This window comes from Butyrivibrio proteoclasticus P6B7 (genome assembly GCF_000622085.1).
GTDB lineage: Bacteria > Bacillota > Clostridia > Lachnospirales > Lachnospiraceae > Butyrivibrio > Butyrivibrio proteoclasticus_A.
On the sequence record NZ_JHWL01000006.1, the window covers coordinates 102,385 to 119,711 of the forward strand.

Genomic DNA, 17,327 nt, shown 5'->3' on the forward strand with positions numbered 1-17,327 from the left:
ACATGCTTATCTCCTCCTATAACTATTTTTACATATCCAATTGTCTCATCTCGTCATATAATAGCTGTATGACTTATTTTCGGAGGTAACAAAATGGCATCAAAGCTTAATGAAAAGCGCTTTTTAAAAGAGCTGGAGGCTGAGCTTAACATTGACTCAGTAACAGGCCAGCACCACGAGCTTCAGGACTATCTGGTAAAAGAGATCGAGGCTCTTGGCTTTAAGGCAAACACACTCCACAAGGGTGGCATCTTAGTAGATCTTGGTGGAAAGGGTAATCCACTTCTTATTACAGCCCACGGCGATACAATCGGCATGATGGTACGTCACATCAATCCTGATGGAACTATCAAAGTATGCAAGGTTGGTGGTCTCTACGCTTACCACGCAGAAAGAGAAAATGTAAGAATTCACACAAGAAGCGGTGAAGTGATCACTGGTACAATCCAGCGTAAGAATGCTTCAGTCCACGTTACAGAGGACGAGCTTAATAAAGAAGTTGCTTCTTTTGACACTAATTCAGTACTTATCGTTGACGCTGACGTTAAGTGCGCTGAGGATGTTCGTAAGCTGGGAATCGAGATTGGCGACTATGTTGCCCTGGAGCCACGCTTTACCTACACTAATGGCTACATCAAGTCCCACTACATCGATGACAAGGCCCTTCTTGCAATCTGCATGGAGCTTCTCCACGAGATTCATGATAAGAAGGTTAAGCTTGGAAGAAAGGTTTACTTCTACGTCTCTTTCTATGAAGAGATCGGTCACGGCGGAGCTAACGTACCTTCAGATGTTGTAGATTATCTTGCCCTTGATATCGCCTGCATCGGACCTGAGCAGACAACTGACGAGCGCAAGGTTACTGTATTCTGCAAGGATAGCCGCTTCCCTTACAATCTTGATATGATAAAAGAGCTTGAGGAGACTGGTAAGAAGGCTAAGATAGACTACGTACCAGATATCTTCACACCACACTACGGCACAGACGCTGATCCTGCCCTTATTGCTGGCTTCGATATCCGTCACGCAGCCATCGGACCAGGCACTAGAGCCAGTCACGGCTATGAGAGAACACACATCGACGGCATCAAGAATACATATGCACTTCTTGCAGAGTATGTAAGTAGGTAATGTCCTATTAAACTTAAACCCAGAACTACCATTCATGGCAAACATGTTTTGAGTAGTTCTGGGCTTTTTTGTGAAAAGTCTTGCGTAGTCTGGAGATTACGGTACAAGTACAATCAATACAGTTTTAACGGTTATTCTTTATGGTAAGCATAATATTCACAGCAATCAGGATTCCAACAAGTGGAAGGAAGCGGTTGAGGTGGCCAAGGAGCACTCCTGGGAAGCCGATGAGGAATAGGATGAATAACAATACCTCAAGGATTACCAGGCCACAGGCACTCTTCCATGCGTTTTCCTGTCCGATTCGCTCTGCCACAAGAACACAGTTGCAGGCAAGAAGGATAAGGACAAACTTTACGATTCCAGCCACGATCAGATTAGAGCCGATTGTGTTCATAAGAACCACTCTAAGGGCCTCTAAAAGGGCGTAGGCATATAACAACACCTTAAGATTTCTAGCACTTTTCTCTTTTGAATTGATTATACCAAAACAGATAAGAACCAGGCTGACAAATGCCTGTCCTGCATAGATTATGTCACGAGGAATGTTTCTTACTCTCACTAAAGCTATAACAGTAAGAACAAGTGCTGCAACAACAGTAAGAATCTGAAGTACGCTGGCTACCCCCATTTTCTTTGATTCCACAGTCTTTGTCTGGATTTCTCTTTCTTCCATATATTTCTCCCCCCAATTAGAATTGATAATATTATTCTATCACCGTTAACGATATTCAATCCACCACGTTTTCATTAATTCGAAGATTAACATTTATATTTTTATGAACACAAACATTTATCATTTACAACTACGCAAGTCATTCCCAGCTCTGCACCGCATGCTCAGAGCGTTACTACCCATGGAAACTGAGAATGTTATATTTGCACCCTTGCAATCCCAGAGTCCATGGTGTATAAATAAAAAGACAATTGAACAGACGGGAGCTTGTATACAGGCTGAGAGGAAGGTGTGACCTTCGACCGAGAACCTGATTTGGATAATGCCAACGTAGGGATGCCTGATTATAGGAGACATTTGCGGAAGCTTTCAGATTAGGAAGCTTCCTTTTTTATTGGCGCTTTCTGAATTTGTTCTTTGCTCAAAAATCATTAACTTACAAGGAGAACGAAAATGAAAAACTCAAAACTGCTACTTAGAATGGTAACTCTGGCTATGTTCGTAGCCATGGGAGTTGTAATCTCCCCAATCCTTCGTGTGGAGGGCATGTGCCCCATGGCCCATCTTATCAACATCACCTGTGCCGTATTCCTAGGCCCTTTATATGCCTTTCTCTGCGCACTTCTCATCGGAATCATACGAATGACCCTAATGGGGATTCCTCCCCTTGCCCTTACTGGCGCCATCTTCGGAGCCGCACTATCTGGTATTTTCTACAAGCTTTCCAAGAAAAAACTCATCTTCGCAGTCCTTGGAGAAATCATCGGAACTGGCCTTATCGGCTCCATCGTATCCTACCCTGTCATGACCTACCTCTGGGGAAAGGAAGGCCTCACCTGGTTTTTCTACGTACCCTCCTTCATTATGGGAACCCTCATCGGCGGTAGCATCGCATATCTCCTGCTCCTTCGCCTCAAAGCCACCGGCGTCCTGACCAAGATCCAGGATAGCCTCAATCCCCTGAGCGATACTAGAATCCACAAAACAACAAGCTCAAATACAGATATAAATGCAGACAACAATTCCAAAAAGAACAAAGCATCATAACGAGGAACTCACATGACAAACCGCATCACCCAGATAAAAGAAAACCGCCCTTTAATCCACTGCATAACTAACCCGATTTCCATCATGCAGTGCGCCAACGCCATTCTCCTTCTTGGGGGAAGGCCCATAATGGCGGAGCACCCAGAGGAGGTGGCACAGATCACTGAGACTTCGTCAGCTCTTTTACTCAATCTGGGAAACGTAACAAGGGACAGGATTGAAGCCATGAAGCTGTCATTCCAGGTGGCAAACGCTTCCGGAATTCCCACAGTGATCGATGCGGTAGGTGTGGCCTGCTCTACCCTTCGAAGGGACCTGTTAAAAGAGCTACTGTCCAAGCGAAACCCAGCGCTGCCACTACTAATAAAGGGCAACTACTCAGAAATCCAGGCCCTTACTGATCCTGATTATTCCGCATCTGGCGTGGATGCAGATAGATCCCTTTCCTTTGAGGAAGCAAAAAAATCCGCAGGCTCACTGGCCCGCAGCCTAAAGGCGATAGTTCTTTGTACAGGTCCAAAGGACATCGTTACCGATGGCGAAAGGCTCGCAGTTATTAAGAACGGAACGCCCCAGCTTGGCACCATAACAGGCACAGGCTGTATGTTGGGTGCCATCTGCGCAACCTTCTGGGCCGTAGATACGAGCCTTAAGAGTACCGCCCTTGCCACTGCTGCCTTTGGAATATGCGGAGAAAACGCTGAAGGGGACCTGTTCCTGATGCGATTATTTGATGAAATCGGCAAGCTAAGCGACGCTGACATAGCGGAAAACATGCAAATATCATGGGAGTAAAAATCATGGAAAGACCACAAACACGCACCACAACTAATTTAGACAAAAGTAAGCTCCGTCTCTACCTTGTGACCGACAGTACAAACAAGGATGAAAGAGAGTTCCTGTCTGCTCTGGAAGCAGCCATCCAAGGCGGAGTCAGCTTCGTTCAGATAAGAGAAAAAACCAAAACCACTAGAGAGTACATGGATCTTGTGACAAAGGCCCTTGCCATCACCAGAAAGCACGGCGTCCCCCTCATCGTCGACGACAGGGTTGACATAGCACTGGCCACAGACGCAGACGGCGTGCACCTTGGACAGGATGACATGCCAGTTGCCATTGCCCGCAGGATCCTTGGAAGCGGCAAGATCATAGGCGCCACCACCAAAACAGTGGATCAGGCGCTTCTTGCCTATAATGAAGGGGCAGATTACCTGGGAGTTGGAGCCATATATCCCACAACCACCAAGGTTAAGACTATCCTTACTTCTGTAGAGACTTTAAATGACATCTGCAGCGCCGTTCCAATTCCCGTAAATGCCATAGGCGGTCTTAACAAGGACAATCTCCATGTTCTAAAGGGCTCTCCCATTGCGGGAATCTGCGTTGTTTCTGCCATCATGAAAGCAGATGATCAAAGGCAAGCCGCCAGTGAGCTGCTTTCTACTGTAAACAATGTTCTGGATTGTAACTAAATCACTGAACACTAACTAACACTACATTGAATGGAACCCACGGAGGAGATGCATGAAAGTTGTTCTAACAATTGCAGGAAGTGACTGCAGCGGCGGCGCCGGCATACAGGCTGACCTTAAGACCATGTGTGCCCACGGGGTCTACGGCATGAGCGCCATCACTGCCCTCACCGCCCAGAATACCCTTGGGGTAAAAGAAATAATAAAGACCCCGCCTGAGTTTTTGGCAAGGCAAATTGAAATGTGCCTAAGTGATATTCCCTGCGATGCAGTGAAGATAGGCATGCTCTCTTCTGCGGATCAGGTCCTGTCAGTTGCCAAAGCTCTCAAAGGCCAAACATCGCCAAACATCGTCCTGGACCCGGTTATGGTGTCCAGTAGCGGCACAAGGCTTATGGATGAAGAAACAATAGAAGCTCTTGAAGCAGTTCTTTTTCCTATGTGCAGGCTCATAACTCCCAACATTCCTGAGGCAAAAGAGCTTACAGATATGGATATAAATGATTCAGAAGATATGAAAAAGGCGTGCCTTGCGCTATACGAAGCCTACGGCGCTCCAATTCTGCTTAAAGGCGGGCACCTTCAGACTTCCGCCCTGGATATTCTTTTTGATGGAGATAGCTTTTTTACCTATGAGGAAGAAATGCTGACAAGTAATAACACCCACGGCACAGGCTGCACCTTATCAAGCGCCATTGCCTCCAACCTGGCCCTTGGCCATTCACTCAATGATTCTGTAAAAAGAGCTAAAGCCTACATCACAGATGCTATCAAAATGGCTCCAGGACTGGGCCACGGCAGCGGTCCCCTAAATCACTGTGTGGATCCCATAGATACAAAACTGTTATGAATTACGTGCTGAAGAAATTTAGAAGCGCAGATTACATAAAATACTATCAGCAAGGAGATTTCTAATGAGTAGCTACGCAACACAGATGGATGCTGCAAGGAAGGGCATCATCACAAAAGAAATGGCAGAGGTTGCCAAAAAGGAATACCGAAGTGAAGAGTTTATCAGACAGCTGGTGGCTGAAGGAAAGATCGCCATTCCAGCCAACAAGAACCACAAATGCCTTAATCCTGAGGGCGTTGGTTCAATGCTAAGGACTAAGATCAATGTTAACCTGGGCGTTTCCAGAGATTGCAAGGATTATGACATCGAGATGGAAAAGGTCATGGCTGCAGTTAACATGGGCGCTGAGGCCATTATGGATCTTTCCAGTCACGGCAACACTCAGCCCTTTAGAAAGAAACTTACCTCTGAGTGCCCAGCCATGATCGGCACAGTTCCTGTATACGACAGCGTTATCCACTATCAGAGGGATCTTAAGACTCTTACCGCCAAGGATTTCATAGATGTGGTCAGACTTCACGCTGAAGATGGCGTGGATTTCGTGACTCTGCACTGCGGAATCACCAGAAAGACCATTGAGCAGATCAAAAAGCACAAGAGAAAAATGAATATCGTATCAAGGGGCGGATCCCTTGTATTTGCCTGGATGTGCATGACTGGGGAGGAAAATCCCTTCTATGAATACTATGATGAGATTCTTGAGATCTGCAGAGAATACGACGTTACTATTTCCCTTGGTGATGCCTGCAGACCAGGATGTCTTGCCGACGCCAGCGACGTTTGTCAGATTGAAGAGCTGGTGCGCCTTGGTGAGCTCACAAAGAGAGCTTGGGAAAAAGACGTACAGGTAATGGTAGAGGGACCTGGTCACATGCCAATGGATCAGATTGAAGCCAACATGAAGATGCAAAATACAATCTGCATGGGGGCGCCTTTCTACGTACTTGGACCTCTCGTAACTGACATTGCACCTGGCTACGATCACATCACTTCTGCTATTGGAGGCGCTATCGCCGCTGCTTCCGGAGCCGCCTTCCTGTGCTATGTTACTCCTGCCGAGCACCTGGCTCTTCCTAATGTAGATGATGTTAAGCAGGGAATCATTGCTTCCAAGATTGCTGCTCACGCAGCAGATATTGCCAAGAAGATTCCTCATGCCATGGACAAGGACAACGCCATGGGTGATGCAAGACGTGTCCTTGACTGGGATGCCCAGTGGGAATGTGCTCTGGATCCAGAGACAGCCAGGAAAATCCGTGCAGATCGCTCTCCTGAGTACGACGACACCTGCTCCATGTGCGGAAAGTTCTGCGCAGTCCGCAGTATGAACAAAGCGCTGAACGACGAATATGTAGATATACTGTAATAGCCCTAGTCCGTGTGTGAGTACTTACATTAATACAACAAAAGAGCCTGAGAAGAATTCATCCTCTCAGGCTCATATTATTCATTCAATTTCTAATATTTTTTTCTTTTTCATAGCTCTTTTTACTTATTCATAAATGTTCTTACATTGATGCCGTTTACTTCGATGTGATCGTCTACTGCGATTACGAGGCACTGGCGACCATCAACGATACGGGACTCAACAAGATCTGTTCTGTCTGGCTTAACCTTGATCACAACATCAGGAGTCTCGATGTCGAATTTCTTGGTGTTGGCGATATTGCTGGCAAGAAGAGGATAATCCTCATTGCCTGCGCACTTGGTGTAGTTCTCATCAAAGTAGCCTAGTCTTTCCTCTGATACTCCACTGTCCTGAAGAAGCTGCTTAACATCCTTCTTGGTAAGCTCAAGAGGCTCTGGATCGTCCTCATGGTCTTCTATCATGTCGTTAAGGTTGTCGTGGATGTTCTTCATTATGTCGTAGTCTGCATCCTCTCCGATGGTATTCTGAACAACTGCATCGAAGATGTCCTTCTGCTCTGGAGCAGAAATTGGAGCATGACCACCAAACATAGCCTCAATAAATTCTGGCTGAAGATCATCTGGCTTCTTGGTGAAGTAGAGCATGTTGTGGATATCTGTATTGCGGTCGATGAAGGCAGGGAAAAGAAATCCCTTAACAGGGCCATCAACTACCCAATCCCTGAATCTCTCTTCAATGGCGTTCTTGGACTCGTTGTAGCCAAGACCTGCCTTGGAAAGCTTAACAGGGCAAATGCTGCAAAGCATGAAGTCATATACATTATCTGATGAGTCTTCCATCTGGATACCATCGTTGGTAATGCTAGGAATGTCATAGACAGCGTGAACAAGAATAATATAGTAGTTCTCGCCATTAATGTAATTAGCTATGATCTTCTCGTAGAATTCGTCGATAAGCTCGTCATCTTCGAGCTTGGAATTCCTTAAGGTCAAAAGAAAGTCCTGAGTACCTCCTGGCTGTTCCTGGTCAAGAGGGAACTCAAGACTAATAAGATTCTTGCCAAATGTACCTGCTAGTGTATGCTGGAAAATGTCCAGATATTTGAACATTTCCTCTTCTGGTAACTGTCCAAAGGCCTTCTTAAAAACAAGCCTTTTGTTCTTTTCATGATCGACATAGCATCCGCAAATTCGATCAATGGTGCACCTGTCTGGTGTAAACTGCTTCTTGATTTCTAATGTCTCTGCCTTATTCATCTGTAAATATCATTTTCCTTTGTCCATAAATTTTTGGCACATGTCTACGGCAAACTGTACCGGATAGAGCTGTACCATTACGGAATCAATAAGATCTCCTATTGTCATCCTAAATGCTATTTTAACAAATTTATCGTAAGTTGTATCAAACATTTTTTCAAAAACTTTGATACTTTCAACATCAATCTGATTAACTACAGGAGTACTGATATCTGTAGCAATTCCCAACATTGAAGATAAGGAAGTAGCTGATGTTCCCATCATCTGGTTCATGGCTTCAGAAGCTGCAGAAAGATGAAGTTCTGTGATCTCTCCAGTAGTATTTGTACCGTCACCACCCATCATGAGGTCAGTCATAACCTTGACATCATGCTCTTTAAGGACAAGGACGTTGTTACCCTCTAAGCCCTTTACATAATGGATCTGTACAAAGATACAGGTCTTTTCATAATCATCAAGAGCCTCACTTCTCTTAATAAGTCTTACATTAGGAGTTGTGATATCTACTTTTCTGTTAACCATCATACTGAGAGTTGTAGCAGAATTGCCCATGCTAATATTAGCGATTTCACCGATAATATCTATCTGTTCCTGAGATAATACGAGATCTTCCAAGGTCAGCACCTCCATAATTATTGATAAAAACCCTAATAACATTGTAGTTTATCCGAAAGTCTTTTGTAAAGAAAATTCACGGTATATTAAAAAAGCTTTATTCTTTTTTTAGAATATTTCCATTGTGAACAAACTCAATCACAAACAATCTCAATTCGATCATTTTCATTATTATAATGTGAAATATTTGATGTTTTTTGATTGTTTTATCACCTTTTGTGATTAATTTATAAAATTTCTATTGATTATTCGTGATTATTTATGATTGATTTTGATTGCATATAGTGATATTATTCTTTTAACAAAAGTTCAACGTGTATATCTTCTTTTACACTGTTAAGGAGCTAAGATGCTTACTCAGGAACGTCGAGATCTAATAGTTTCACTTATAAATGAAAGAAATGTTGTTACAGTAGCTGAGCTTATGGAGGAGTTCAATGCTTCTGCTGCCACTATTCGTCGTGATCTGTCAGTTCTTAATGACGAAAGAAAAATCATCAAGGTATTCGGCGGCGCAACTTCCATTAGTTCCAGCGATGTCAATACAACTGAGCCATCTGTTTTAGCCAAGTCATCTCTTAACATGGCTGAAAAGGATGCCATCAGTAAATACGCAGCTGCTCTTATTAATGATGATGATTTTGTGTATATCGATTCCGGTACTACTACCCTTGAGATGATCAAGTATATCGACAACACAAAGGCCAAATACATCACCAACGGAATCGTACATGCCAAGAGACTCCTTGAAAAGGGCCTTAGCACTATGATCATCGGTGGTAGATGCAAGCCAACTACAGAAGCCATCATCGGTCCAGACTGTATTGAAGGAATCAGCAAATATCACTTTACCAAGGCCTTCATGGGTACCAACGGAATTTCCCTCCAGGCTGGTTTTACCACTCCTGATGTGGATGAAGCCCTTGTAAAGGCAGAGGCTGTAAAGCACGCATACATCTCTTACATTCTTGCAGACCACACTAAGTTTGGGTTAGTCAGCTCAGTAACTTTTGCAGAGATCTCCAGCTGCTGCATCATAACTGATAAAGAAGTAAGTAAGAACTATAGTAACAAGACAATCATCAAGGTTGTCCAATAATTTTAGGGAGGTAATACATGATCTACACAGTAACCTTTAATCCTGCTATCGATTATGTAGTTCGCATGAGCGAAGAACTTCTTCCTGGTATGACCAACCGCTCAGATTCAGAGGAATGCTACTTTGGTGGAAAGGGTATCAACGTTTCTACCATACTTAAGAATTTAGGACTTGATAATACAGCTCTTGGATTTATCGCTGGTTTTACAGGAACAGCAATCAAAGAAAGCGTTAACAAGAAAGGCATTAAGGCCGATTTCATCGAGCTTGATTCAGGAATGTCCCGAATCAACGTTAAGATAAAGGGTCAGGCAGAGACCGAGATCAATGCCCAGGGCCCTGCAATTTCCAAAGAGGCTCAGGATAAGCTCTTTTCACAGCTCGACCAGTTAGTAGATGGCGACATTCTCATCCTTGCAGGAAGTATTCCTAATTCTCTTCCAAGTGATGTTTACGAGAGGATCATCGCCAAAGTCAACGACAGAAAGATCGAAGTTGTTGTGGATGCAACCAAGGACCTTTTAAAGAACGTTCTTAAATATCATCCATTCCTTATAAAGCCTAATAACCACGAGCTTGGCGAAATGTTTGGCACTGTCCTTAAGACAGATGAAGAGATTGAACTTCATGCCAAGAAGCTCCAGGAAATGGGTGCAAGAAACGTACTGATCTCCATGGCTGGTGATGGTGCAATGCTCATTACAGAAGATGGAGAGCGCTTCAGAGTTGGCGTTCCAAAGGGAAAGGTTAAGAACTCTGTTGGCGCAGGTGATTCAATGGTAGCAGGTTTCATTGCCGGATACCTCAAGAATCACAGCTATGAAGAGGCTCTTAAGATGGGCACAGCCGCAGGTAGTGCTACAGCCTTTTCAGATGACCTTGCCACAGGCGAGGCAATAATCGAACTTTATAAAAATCTGTAAAGAAGGATTTTTTAAAGTATATATAGGGGTAATCTCACGCGAATACGTAAAGGAGGGTTTATGAAAATCACAGATTTACTCAAAAAAGACGGCATCAATCTTGATGTAAAGGCTTCTAATCAGGAAGAGGCCATTGATGCACTTATCAGTCTTCATGAAAAGGTAGGCAACCTTTCAGATGTTGCCAAGTTTAAAGAGGCAATCCTCGCAAGAGAGGAAAAGGGCTCTACAGCCATTGGAATGGGTATCGCAGTTCCACACGGTAAGTCAGATGCAGTTAAGACTGCCGGCGTAACAGCAATCACTATTCCATCAGGAATCGATTACAAGGCTCTCGATGGCAACCCAAGTAATCTTTTCTTCATGATCGCAGCTCCTAACACAGAGGCTGACACACACCTTGAAGTTCTTTCAAAGCTTATGACACTTCTTATGGATCCTAACTTCTCTAAGAAGCTCGTAAATGCTAAGACTGCAGATGAATTCCTTGCCATCATCGATGAGAAGGAAGCAGAAAAAGATAAGGAGAATGCAGCAAAGGCAGCTCCTGCAGCTAAGAAGGTATCCAAGATCGTTGGTGTTACAGCATGTCCTACAGGTATTGCTCACACATTCATGGCAGCTGAAGCTCTTGAGCTTAAGGCTAAAGACCTTGGAATTGACATCAAGGTTGAGAAGGACGGTTCTGGCGGAGCTAAGGACGTTCTCACAGACAGCGATATCGCTGATGCAGATGTTGTTATCGTAGCTTGTGATAAGAACATCGACATGGGAAGATTTGATGGCAAGAAGGTCATCATCACTTCTACTAAGGAAGCTATCCACACTCCTGAGGAGCTTCTTAACAGAGCAACCTCTGGAAACGTTGATGTATATCACTTTACAGGAACTAAGACAGCTTCTGTTTCTACAAGTAATGAGACACTTGGAAGAAAATTCTACAAGCACCTTATGAATGGTGTATCACACATGCTTCCATTCGTTATCGGTGGTGGTATTTTAGTAGCAATTGCATTCCTTATTGATACAATTGCCGGCTTCGGCACATCCGGTGGTGGAAACTTTGGTCAGATGCTTCCTCTTTCAGCATTCCTTAAGAGTGCCGGCGGAACAGCTATGGGACTTATGGTTCCTGTACTTGCTGGATACATTGCTTACTCAATCGCTGACAGACCTGGTCTTGCAGTTGGTTTCGTAGGTGGTTTGTTTGCAGCAAATGGTAACCCTGCACTTATGGGTGCTACTGGTCCTAACTTCCCATGGGTTAACGCTCTCCTTGGACTTGAGGACGCTGCTCCACTTGATGGTTTCAATTCATTTATTGGTAACTTCGCATTTACTAATAACGGTGCAACAGTTTCAGGTTTCCTTGGTGGTATCGCAGCTGGTTTCCTTGCTGGTGGTATTATCATTTGCCTCCGCAAACTTACAGCAGGATTCCCTAAGTCACTTGAAGGAATTAAGCCAGTACTTATTTATCCACTTTGCGGAATATTCATCATCAGCGTACTTATGAGCTTTATCCTTAATCCTGTCATTGCTCTTATCAATGTAGGACTTAGCACAATGCTTACATCACTTCAGGCAGCCGGACTTATCGCACTTCTTGGTCTTATCCTTGGTGCTATGATGGCCATCGATATGGGTGGTCCTATCAACAAGGCAGCTTACGTATTCGGTACAGGTATGTTGGCTCAGGCAGCTCTTGACCCTAGTCTTGGAACTGCAGCTTACATTTCAATGGCTTCTATCATGGTTGGTGGAATGGTTCCTCCAGTTGGTATTGCAATTGCTTGTAAGCTCTTCCCTAACAAGTTCACAGAGTCTGAGAGAGAGACATGGATCACTAACATCGTAATGGGAAGCTCATTCATTACAGAGGGTGCTATCCCATTTGCAGCAGCTGACCCAGGACATGTAATCCCATGTACACTTGTTGGATCAGGTGTGGCTGGTCTTCTTTCAGCTATCTTTGGATGCACACTTATGGCTCCTCACGGTGGAGTATTCGTATTCGCAACCGTTGGCAAGTGGCCACTTTACATCCTTGCATGGCTTGTAGGATCAATTATCACTGCTGTTATGCTTGGCTTAATCAAAAAGCCAGTTAACAAATAAATAATGTAACTGTTCCCAGGGGGCATTCTGTGCTCCCTGGGTAAATTGGTTAAAAGAAAGAAATGAGGTTTTTAAAATGGTATCACAGGTAGTAAAAGTAACAAATGAACAGGGAATGCACATGCGTCCAGCTAGTCTTTTCTCACAGACAGTAACTCCTTTCACAAGCGATGTTAAGGTTGTATTCAATGGCACAAGCTATGATGCAAAGAGCGTTATGATGCTTATGAGCGCATGCATCAAATGTGGTGCAGAGATTGAGATCGTATGCGATGGTCCTGACGAGCAGGATGCACTTAAGAAAGCAGTAGAGCTTGTAGAAGCAGGTCTTGGTGACTGATAGTCACTTTTGGTATAGGAGGATTTATGCATAAAGGAATTGCCGCATCACGTGGAATTGGAATTGGTAGCATCTGCGTCATAGTTGAACATGAACTTACATATGACGCTAAAAAGATTGAAGATGTAGAAAGCGAAACAAAGCGCTTTCAGGATGCTGTTGAAGAGTTCAAAAAAGAGACAGCAGAAATGGCTGAAGATATCAGAAAGAGAATTGGTCCTAAGGAAGCAGAAATCCTAGAGGGCCATCTTGTAATGATGTCAGATCCTACCATGGCCGGTGAAATGGAAAAGATGATCGCAGCAGGCCAGTGTGCAGAATCAGCTGTATCAGCGGTTTGTGATATGTTTATAGGAATGTTTTCCAAGATGGATGACGATATGATGCGTCAGAGAGCTTCCGATATAAGCGATATCAAGACAAGCCTTCTTAAGCTCCTTCTTGGAATCAAAGATATCGATATTAGTAAGGTTGCTCCAGGAACTATCCTGGTGGCAAAAGACCTTACACCTTCAATGACATCACAGATCAATAAGGACAATGTTGCAGGTATCATTACAGAGGTTGGTGGTAAGACATCCCACTCTGCTATCCTTGCAAGAGCCCTTGAGATCCCTGCTGTTCTCTCCGTTCCAGATATCACTACTTTAGTAGAGGACAAGAACACAGCTATCGTTGATGGTACTGAAGGTATAGTTTACATCAATCCAGACGGAGATGTTCTTTCACAGTACATAAGAAAAAGAGAAGAATTCATTAAGAAACAGTCCGAGCTTAAGAGCTTTGTTGGTGTTCCTACCAAGACTTCCGATGGAGATAGCGTTGAGCTTTTCTGCAACATCGGTACACCTAAGGACGCCAAGAAGGCCATTGAATGTGACGGTGAAGGAATAGGTCTTTTCCGTTCAGAATTCCTGTTCATGGACAACACTCACATGCCTACAGAGGATGAGCAGTTTAACGCCTATAAAGAGGCAGCCGTGACCATGGGCGGAAAGCCAGTAATCATCAGAACTCTTGATATTGGTGGCGACAAGGATATCCCATACCTTGGCATGAAGAAAGAAGAAAATCCTTTCCTTGGCTACAGAGCTGTTAGATACTGCCTTGGTAACAAGGACAGCTATGTTATCCAGCTTCGCGCAATCATGCGTGCCAGCGCCTTTGGAAAGATTAAAATAATGATTCCTCTGGTAACATGTTTAGAGGAGCTTAGAGCTGTAAAAGAGCTCGTAAATGAGATTAAGAAGGACTTCGATGCAAACGGCATTGATTATGACAAGAACATCGAAGTTGGCTGTATGATTGAAACACCATCAGCCTCTCTCATAGCTGATATTCTCGCCAAAGAGGCCGACTTCTTCTCAATTGGTACTAACGATCTTACTCAGTACACAATGAGTGTAGATAGAGGAAATGCTGATGTAGCATATCTGTATTCCACATATCAGCCATCTGTTCTCAGATCAATAAAGCACATTATTGAGAGCGGAAGAAATGCTGGTATCCCAGTTGGAATGTGTGGAGAAGCTGCTGCAGATCCACTTATGATTCCTCTTCTCATCTCCTTTGGACTTACAGAGTTTAGTGTTAACCCAGTCCTGGTACTGACAGCACGTTGTATCATATCCAAATGGAGCAAATCTGAGGCCGATTCTCTTACTGAAAAGGTAATGGCAATGGCCACAGAGTCAGAAGTAGTAAAAGCCCTAAAAGAGGCTGCTAAAGAGTAATAATGCATATTGTATAAAGCCTACAGTGTAAAAACTGTAGGCTTTTATTAATTATGTGAATTGTAACAATTGGTCACAGATTTTTCACACTTATTTGGGCACTTTTCCGTTGAATCTTTATTGAAAATCGGATATCATTTAGATTGCTACGTAATATACGGGAGGTAAACGTTATGGGCGAATGGAAACAGGCCTTTGATAGGATTATGGACCAATTATATAATCATCCTGATGAGATGCGTGCTAGACTTCTTAAGAAGTATGACTATACAAACATTCAGAAAGAGGAACAGCCTCAGACAGCAATAGAGATGCTTAGAAGCATGCATTGATCGGCTTAATATGATTAGACTATCGGAACTATGATGATTCATGGTTCCGTTTTATTTTGTCCAGATTTATGGATACAATAACTACCAAAGATATTGTTATATGCCAGAAGACAAAAAGAAAGAGCTAAGAAAATGAATACTCATCTTCTTAGCTCTACTTAGCTTATAGAATCAAATATCTATCAGATCTTTGTTCCGCAGTTTGTGCAGAATGCAACGCCATCTGGAACCTGGTTGCCGCAGTTAGGGCAAACACGTGGCTGTGTAGCTGCCTGCATCTGTGGAGCCTGGTAGTTCTGCTGTGGAGCCTGTGCATAGTTCTGCTGTGGCATCTGGTTGTAACCAACCTGTGGCTGAGCAGCCTTAGGCTGTGAACCACCAAGAAGCTGGATAAGAGCAAGTACGAAGAATGCTCCGTTAACACCAGTCTGGATTAAACCATTAAAGAAACCAAGGAACTTGTAGAAGCCGTTATCATAGTAATCTTCCTGGAATGTACGGATGCTATCCTGTAAGAAGTCTAATAATGTGTTAGATCCAACGCTTACAAGCATAAGAATTGCAACAAGAACTGCTGCCTTCTTAGCTGCTGCCTTGATCTCTTCATCCTCTTCATATACAAGAGTGAAAACGATAAGACCAACTGCTACGAATGTGCTTGCTGCTCCACCAAGATAGATAAGGGCTGTAAGAAGTCCAGCTGATAATCCAAGTTTTGACACTTTCTTCATTTTATTTTTTCCTCCAAAATAATATAATTCCCCTCACAATGAAATATTATATCTTTTACCAATATAACATTCAAGAGTTTTATTTGTTTAGATTCTGTTACTAAAATACAGCCCGAAAATCCTGGATTTCCGAGCTGTATGGCTATTTGAATTAACGTTACAACTTAGCGGCTAATAGATGCCATCAGAGCCTATTAAACAATACCCTGAGCCTTCATAGCCTCTGCAACCTTAAGGAAGCCTGCAATGTTAGCACCAGCAACATAGTTGCCTTCCATTCCATACTTCTTAGCTGCATCATCAATGTTGTGATAGATGTTAACCATGATCTGCTTAAGCTTAGAGTCAACCTCTTCGAAGCTCCATGAAAGTCTCTCTGAGTTCTGGCTCATCTCAAGAGCTGATGTAGCAACACCACCTGCGTTAGAAGCCTTACCACAAACAAAGAGTACACCGTTCTTCTGAAGGTACTCAGTAGCCTCGATTGTTGTAGGCATGTTAGCACCCTCTGCAACAGCGATTACGCCGTTAGCAACAAGCTGCTTAGCATCGTCGATGAGAAGCTCGTTCTGTGTAGCGCAAGGAAGTGCAACATCACACTTGATTGACCAAACGCCTCTGCCCTCGTGGTACTCAGCTGACTTTCTAGCTGCTGCGTACTCTGTAAGACGTGCTCTCTTAACTTCCTTAACTTCCTTAAGAAGCTCAACGTCGATTCCTTCTGGATCATAGATCCAACCTGTAGAATCTGAACATGTAACAACCTTAGCACCAAGCTGCTGTGCCTTCTCGATAGCGTAGATAGCTACGTTACCAGCACCAGAAACAACTACTGTCTTGCCACTGATGTCATGGCCATTGCACTTAAGAAGCTCCTCTGTAAGATAAAGAAGGCCATAACCTGTAGCCTGTGTACGAGCAAGAGATCCGCCGTATGTAAGGCCCTTACCTGTAAGAACACCTTCGTATACGTCTCTGATTCTCTTGTACTGCCCGTACATATATCCAATCTCACGTCCGCCTACACCAATATCACCAGCTGGAACGTCTGTGTCTGCTCCGATGTGTCTGTAAAGCTCTGTCATGAAGCTCTGGCAGAATGCCATTACTTCTCTGTCTGACTTGCCCTTAGGATCGAAGTCAGAACCACCCTTACCGCCACCGATAGGAAGGCTTGTAAGTGAATTCTTAAAGATCTGCTCAAAACCAAGGAACTTGATAATACCAAGGTTTACTGAAGGATGGAAACGAAGTCCTCCCTTGTAAGGTCCAATTGCTGAGTTAAACTGTACTCTGAAACCGTTATTAACCTGAACCTGTCCCTTATCATCAACCCAAGGAACTCTGAAAAGAATCTGTCTCTCTGGAGTTACAAGTCTCTCAAGAAGAGCATCCTTACGATATTCTTCCTCATTAGCCTCGATAACTACTCTCAAAGACTCCAGAACTTCCTTAACTGCCTGATGGAACTCTGGCTGTGCTGGGTTTTTTTCTACAACGTAATTGTAGATCTCATCAACGTATGACATTTTTTCTCCTTCCCGTGCTAAGCACATGCAGATCTCGTTCTGCTAACATATTTGGGTACAAAAAAAGGGCATATGAAAGAAATCAATCTTTACGCCCCATTGC

At 43.6% G+C, this 17,327-nt stretch carries 17 protein-coding genes and 1 riboswitch; of the genes, 12 read left to right on the top strand and 5 right to left on the bottom strand.

Features of this window, described 5'->3' with window-relative positions; genetic code table 11:
* Positions 1–93 precede the first annotated feature (93 nt).
* Complete coding sequence (locus T541_RS0107250) at positions 94–1,131, top strand: M42 family metallopeptidase (protein WP_026652070.1); 1,038 nt, start codon at positions 94–96, stop codon at positions 1,129–1,131.
* Between the two features lie 124 nt (positions 1,132–1,255).
* On the opposite strand, the gene T541_RS0107255 is transcribed toward T541_RS0107250, so the two are convergent.
* On the bottom strand, positions 1,256–1,807 hold the full coding sequence (locus T541_RS0107255; RefSeq protein ID WP_026652071.1) for a hypothetical protein: 552 nt from the start codon (positions 1,805–1,807) through the stop codon (positions 1,256–1,258).
* Between the two features lie 251 nt (positions 1,808–2,058).
* Positions 2,059–2,162, top strand: a riboswitch (TPP riboswitch).
* Positions 2,163–2,260: 98 nt separating this feature from the next.
* Here T541_RS0107255 and thiW point away from each other — a divergent pair.
* The 5 genes from thiW to thiC all read left to right on the top strand — a co-directional run bounded on the left by thiW (position 2,261) and on the right by thiC (position 6,545).
* Positions 2,261–2,854 carry an energy coupling factor transporter S component ThiW gene (gene thiW, locus T541_RS19105; RefSeq protein WP_034466397.1) on the top strand — a complete coding sequence of 198 codons (594 nt, stop codon included), beginning with the start codon at positions 2,261–2,263 and terminating at the stop codon, positions 2,852–2,854.
* A gap of 12 nt (positions 2,855–2,866) precedes the next feature.
* The gene (thiM, locus tag T541_RS0107265; protein ID WP_026652072.1) at positions 2,867–3,649 is read left to right on the top strand and encodes a hydroxyethylthiazole kinase; all 783 of its coding nucleotides are present in this window, start codon (positions 2,867–2,869) and stop codon (positions 3,647–3,649) included.
* 5 nt (positions 3,650–3,654) lie between these two features.
* A complete protein-coding gene (thiE, locus tag T541_RS0107270) occupies positions 3,655–4,326 on the top strand; it encodes a thiamine phosphate synthase (RefSeq protein WP_051538142.1) in 672 nt (223 codons plus the stop codon).
* Between the two features lie 52 nt (positions 4,327–4,378).
* The gene (gene thiD / locus T541_RS0107275) at positions 4,379–5,176 is read left to right on the top strand and encodes a bifunctional hydroxymethylpyrimidine kinase/phosphomethylpyrimidine kinase (RefSeq protein WP_026652074.1); all 798 of its coding nucleotides are present in this window, start codon (positions 4,379–4,381) and stop codon (positions 5,174–5,176) included.
* Positions 5,177–5,240: 64 nt separating this feature from the next.
* A complete protein-coding gene (gene thiC, locus T541_RS0107280) occupies positions 5,241–6,545 on the top strand; it encodes a phosphomethylpyrimidine synthase ThiC (RefSeq protein WP_026652075.1) in 1,305 nt (434 codons plus the stop codon).
* A gap of 122 nt (positions 6,546–6,667) precedes the next feature.
* Here thiC and T541_RS0107285 read toward each other — a convergent pair whose 3' ends face one another.
* On the bottom strand, positions 6,668–7,804 hold the full coding sequence (locus tag T541_RS0107285; RefSeq protein WP_026652076.1) for a DUF4317 domain-containing protein: 1,137 nt from the start codon (positions 7,802–7,804) through the stop codon (positions 6,668–6,670).
* A gap of 9 nt (positions 7,805–7,813) precedes the next feature.
* On the bottom strand, positions 7,814–8,419 hold the full coding sequence (gene fliY / locus T541_RS0107290; protein WP_026652077.1) for a flagellar motor switch phosphatase FliY: 606 nt from the start codon (positions 8,417–8,419) through the stop codon (positions 7,814–7,816).
* A gap of 349 nt (positions 8,420–8,768) precedes the next feature.
* Between fliY and T541_RS0107295 the strand changes: the two genes are divergently transcribed.
* The 6 genes from T541_RS0107295 (at position 8,769) to T541_RS21370 (ending at position 14,964) form a co-directional block, all read left to right on the top strand.
* Entirely contained in the window at positions 8,769–9,518 is a 750-nt protein-coding gene (locus T541_RS0107295) for a DeoR/GlpR family DNA-binding transcription regulator (RefSeq protein ID WP_026652078.1), read from the top strand.
* 17 nt (positions 9,519–9,535) lie between these two features.
* Complete coding sequence (gene pfkB, locus T541_RS0107300; RefSeq protein WP_026652080.1) at positions 9,536–10,441, top strand: 1-phosphofructokinase; 906 nt, start codon at positions 9,536–9,538, stop codon at positions 10,439–10,441.
* A gap of 60 nt (positions 10,442–10,501) precedes the next feature.
* Positions 10,502–12,559, top strand: coding sequence for a PTS fructose transporter subunit IIABC (locus tag T541_RS0107305; protein WP_026652081.1), 2,058 nt, complete (start codon positions 10,502–10,504; stop codon positions 12,557–12,559).
* A 76-nt stretch (positions 12,560–12,635) separates the two neighbouring features.
* Positions 12,636–12,899 carry an HPr family phosphocarrier protein gene (locus T541_RS0107310; RefSeq protein ID WP_026652082.1) on the top strand — a complete coding sequence of 88 codons (264 nt, stop codon included), beginning with the start codon at positions 12,636–12,638 and terminating at the stop codon, positions 12,897–12,899.
* 26 nt (positions 12,900–12,925) lie between these two features.
* Positions 12,926–14,632, top strand: a complete 1,707-nt coding sequence (gene ptsP, locus T541_RS0107315; RefSeq protein WP_026652083.1) for a phosphoenolpyruvate--protein phosphotransferase — start codon at positions 12,926–12,928, stop codon at positions 14,630–14,632.
* 173 nt (positions 14,633–14,805) lie between these two features.
* Complete coding sequence (locus T541_RS21370; protein WP_155839477.1) at positions 14,806–14,964, top strand: hypothetical protein; 159 nt, start codon at positions 14,806–14,808, stop codon at positions 14,962–14,964.
* Positions 14,965–15,146: 182 nt separating this feature from the next.
* On the opposite strand, the gene T541_RS0107325 is transcribed toward T541_RS21370, so the two are convergent.
* The gene (locus T541_RS0107325) at positions 15,147–15,695 is read right to left on the bottom strand and encodes a zinc ribbon domain-containing protein (protein ID WP_026652084.1); all 549 of its coding nucleotides are present in this window, start codon (positions 15,693–15,695) and stop codon (positions 15,147–15,149) included.
* 194 nt (positions 15,696–15,889) lie between these two features.
* Positions 15,890–17,224 (bottom strand): NADP-specific glutamate dehydrogenase, encoded by a 1,335-nt coding sequence (gene gdhA / locus T541_RS0107330; RefSeq protein WP_026652085.1) that lies wholly within the window; start codon positions 17,222–17,224, stop codon positions 15,890–15,892.
* Between the last annotated feature and the right edge of the window lie 103 nt (positions 17,225–17,327).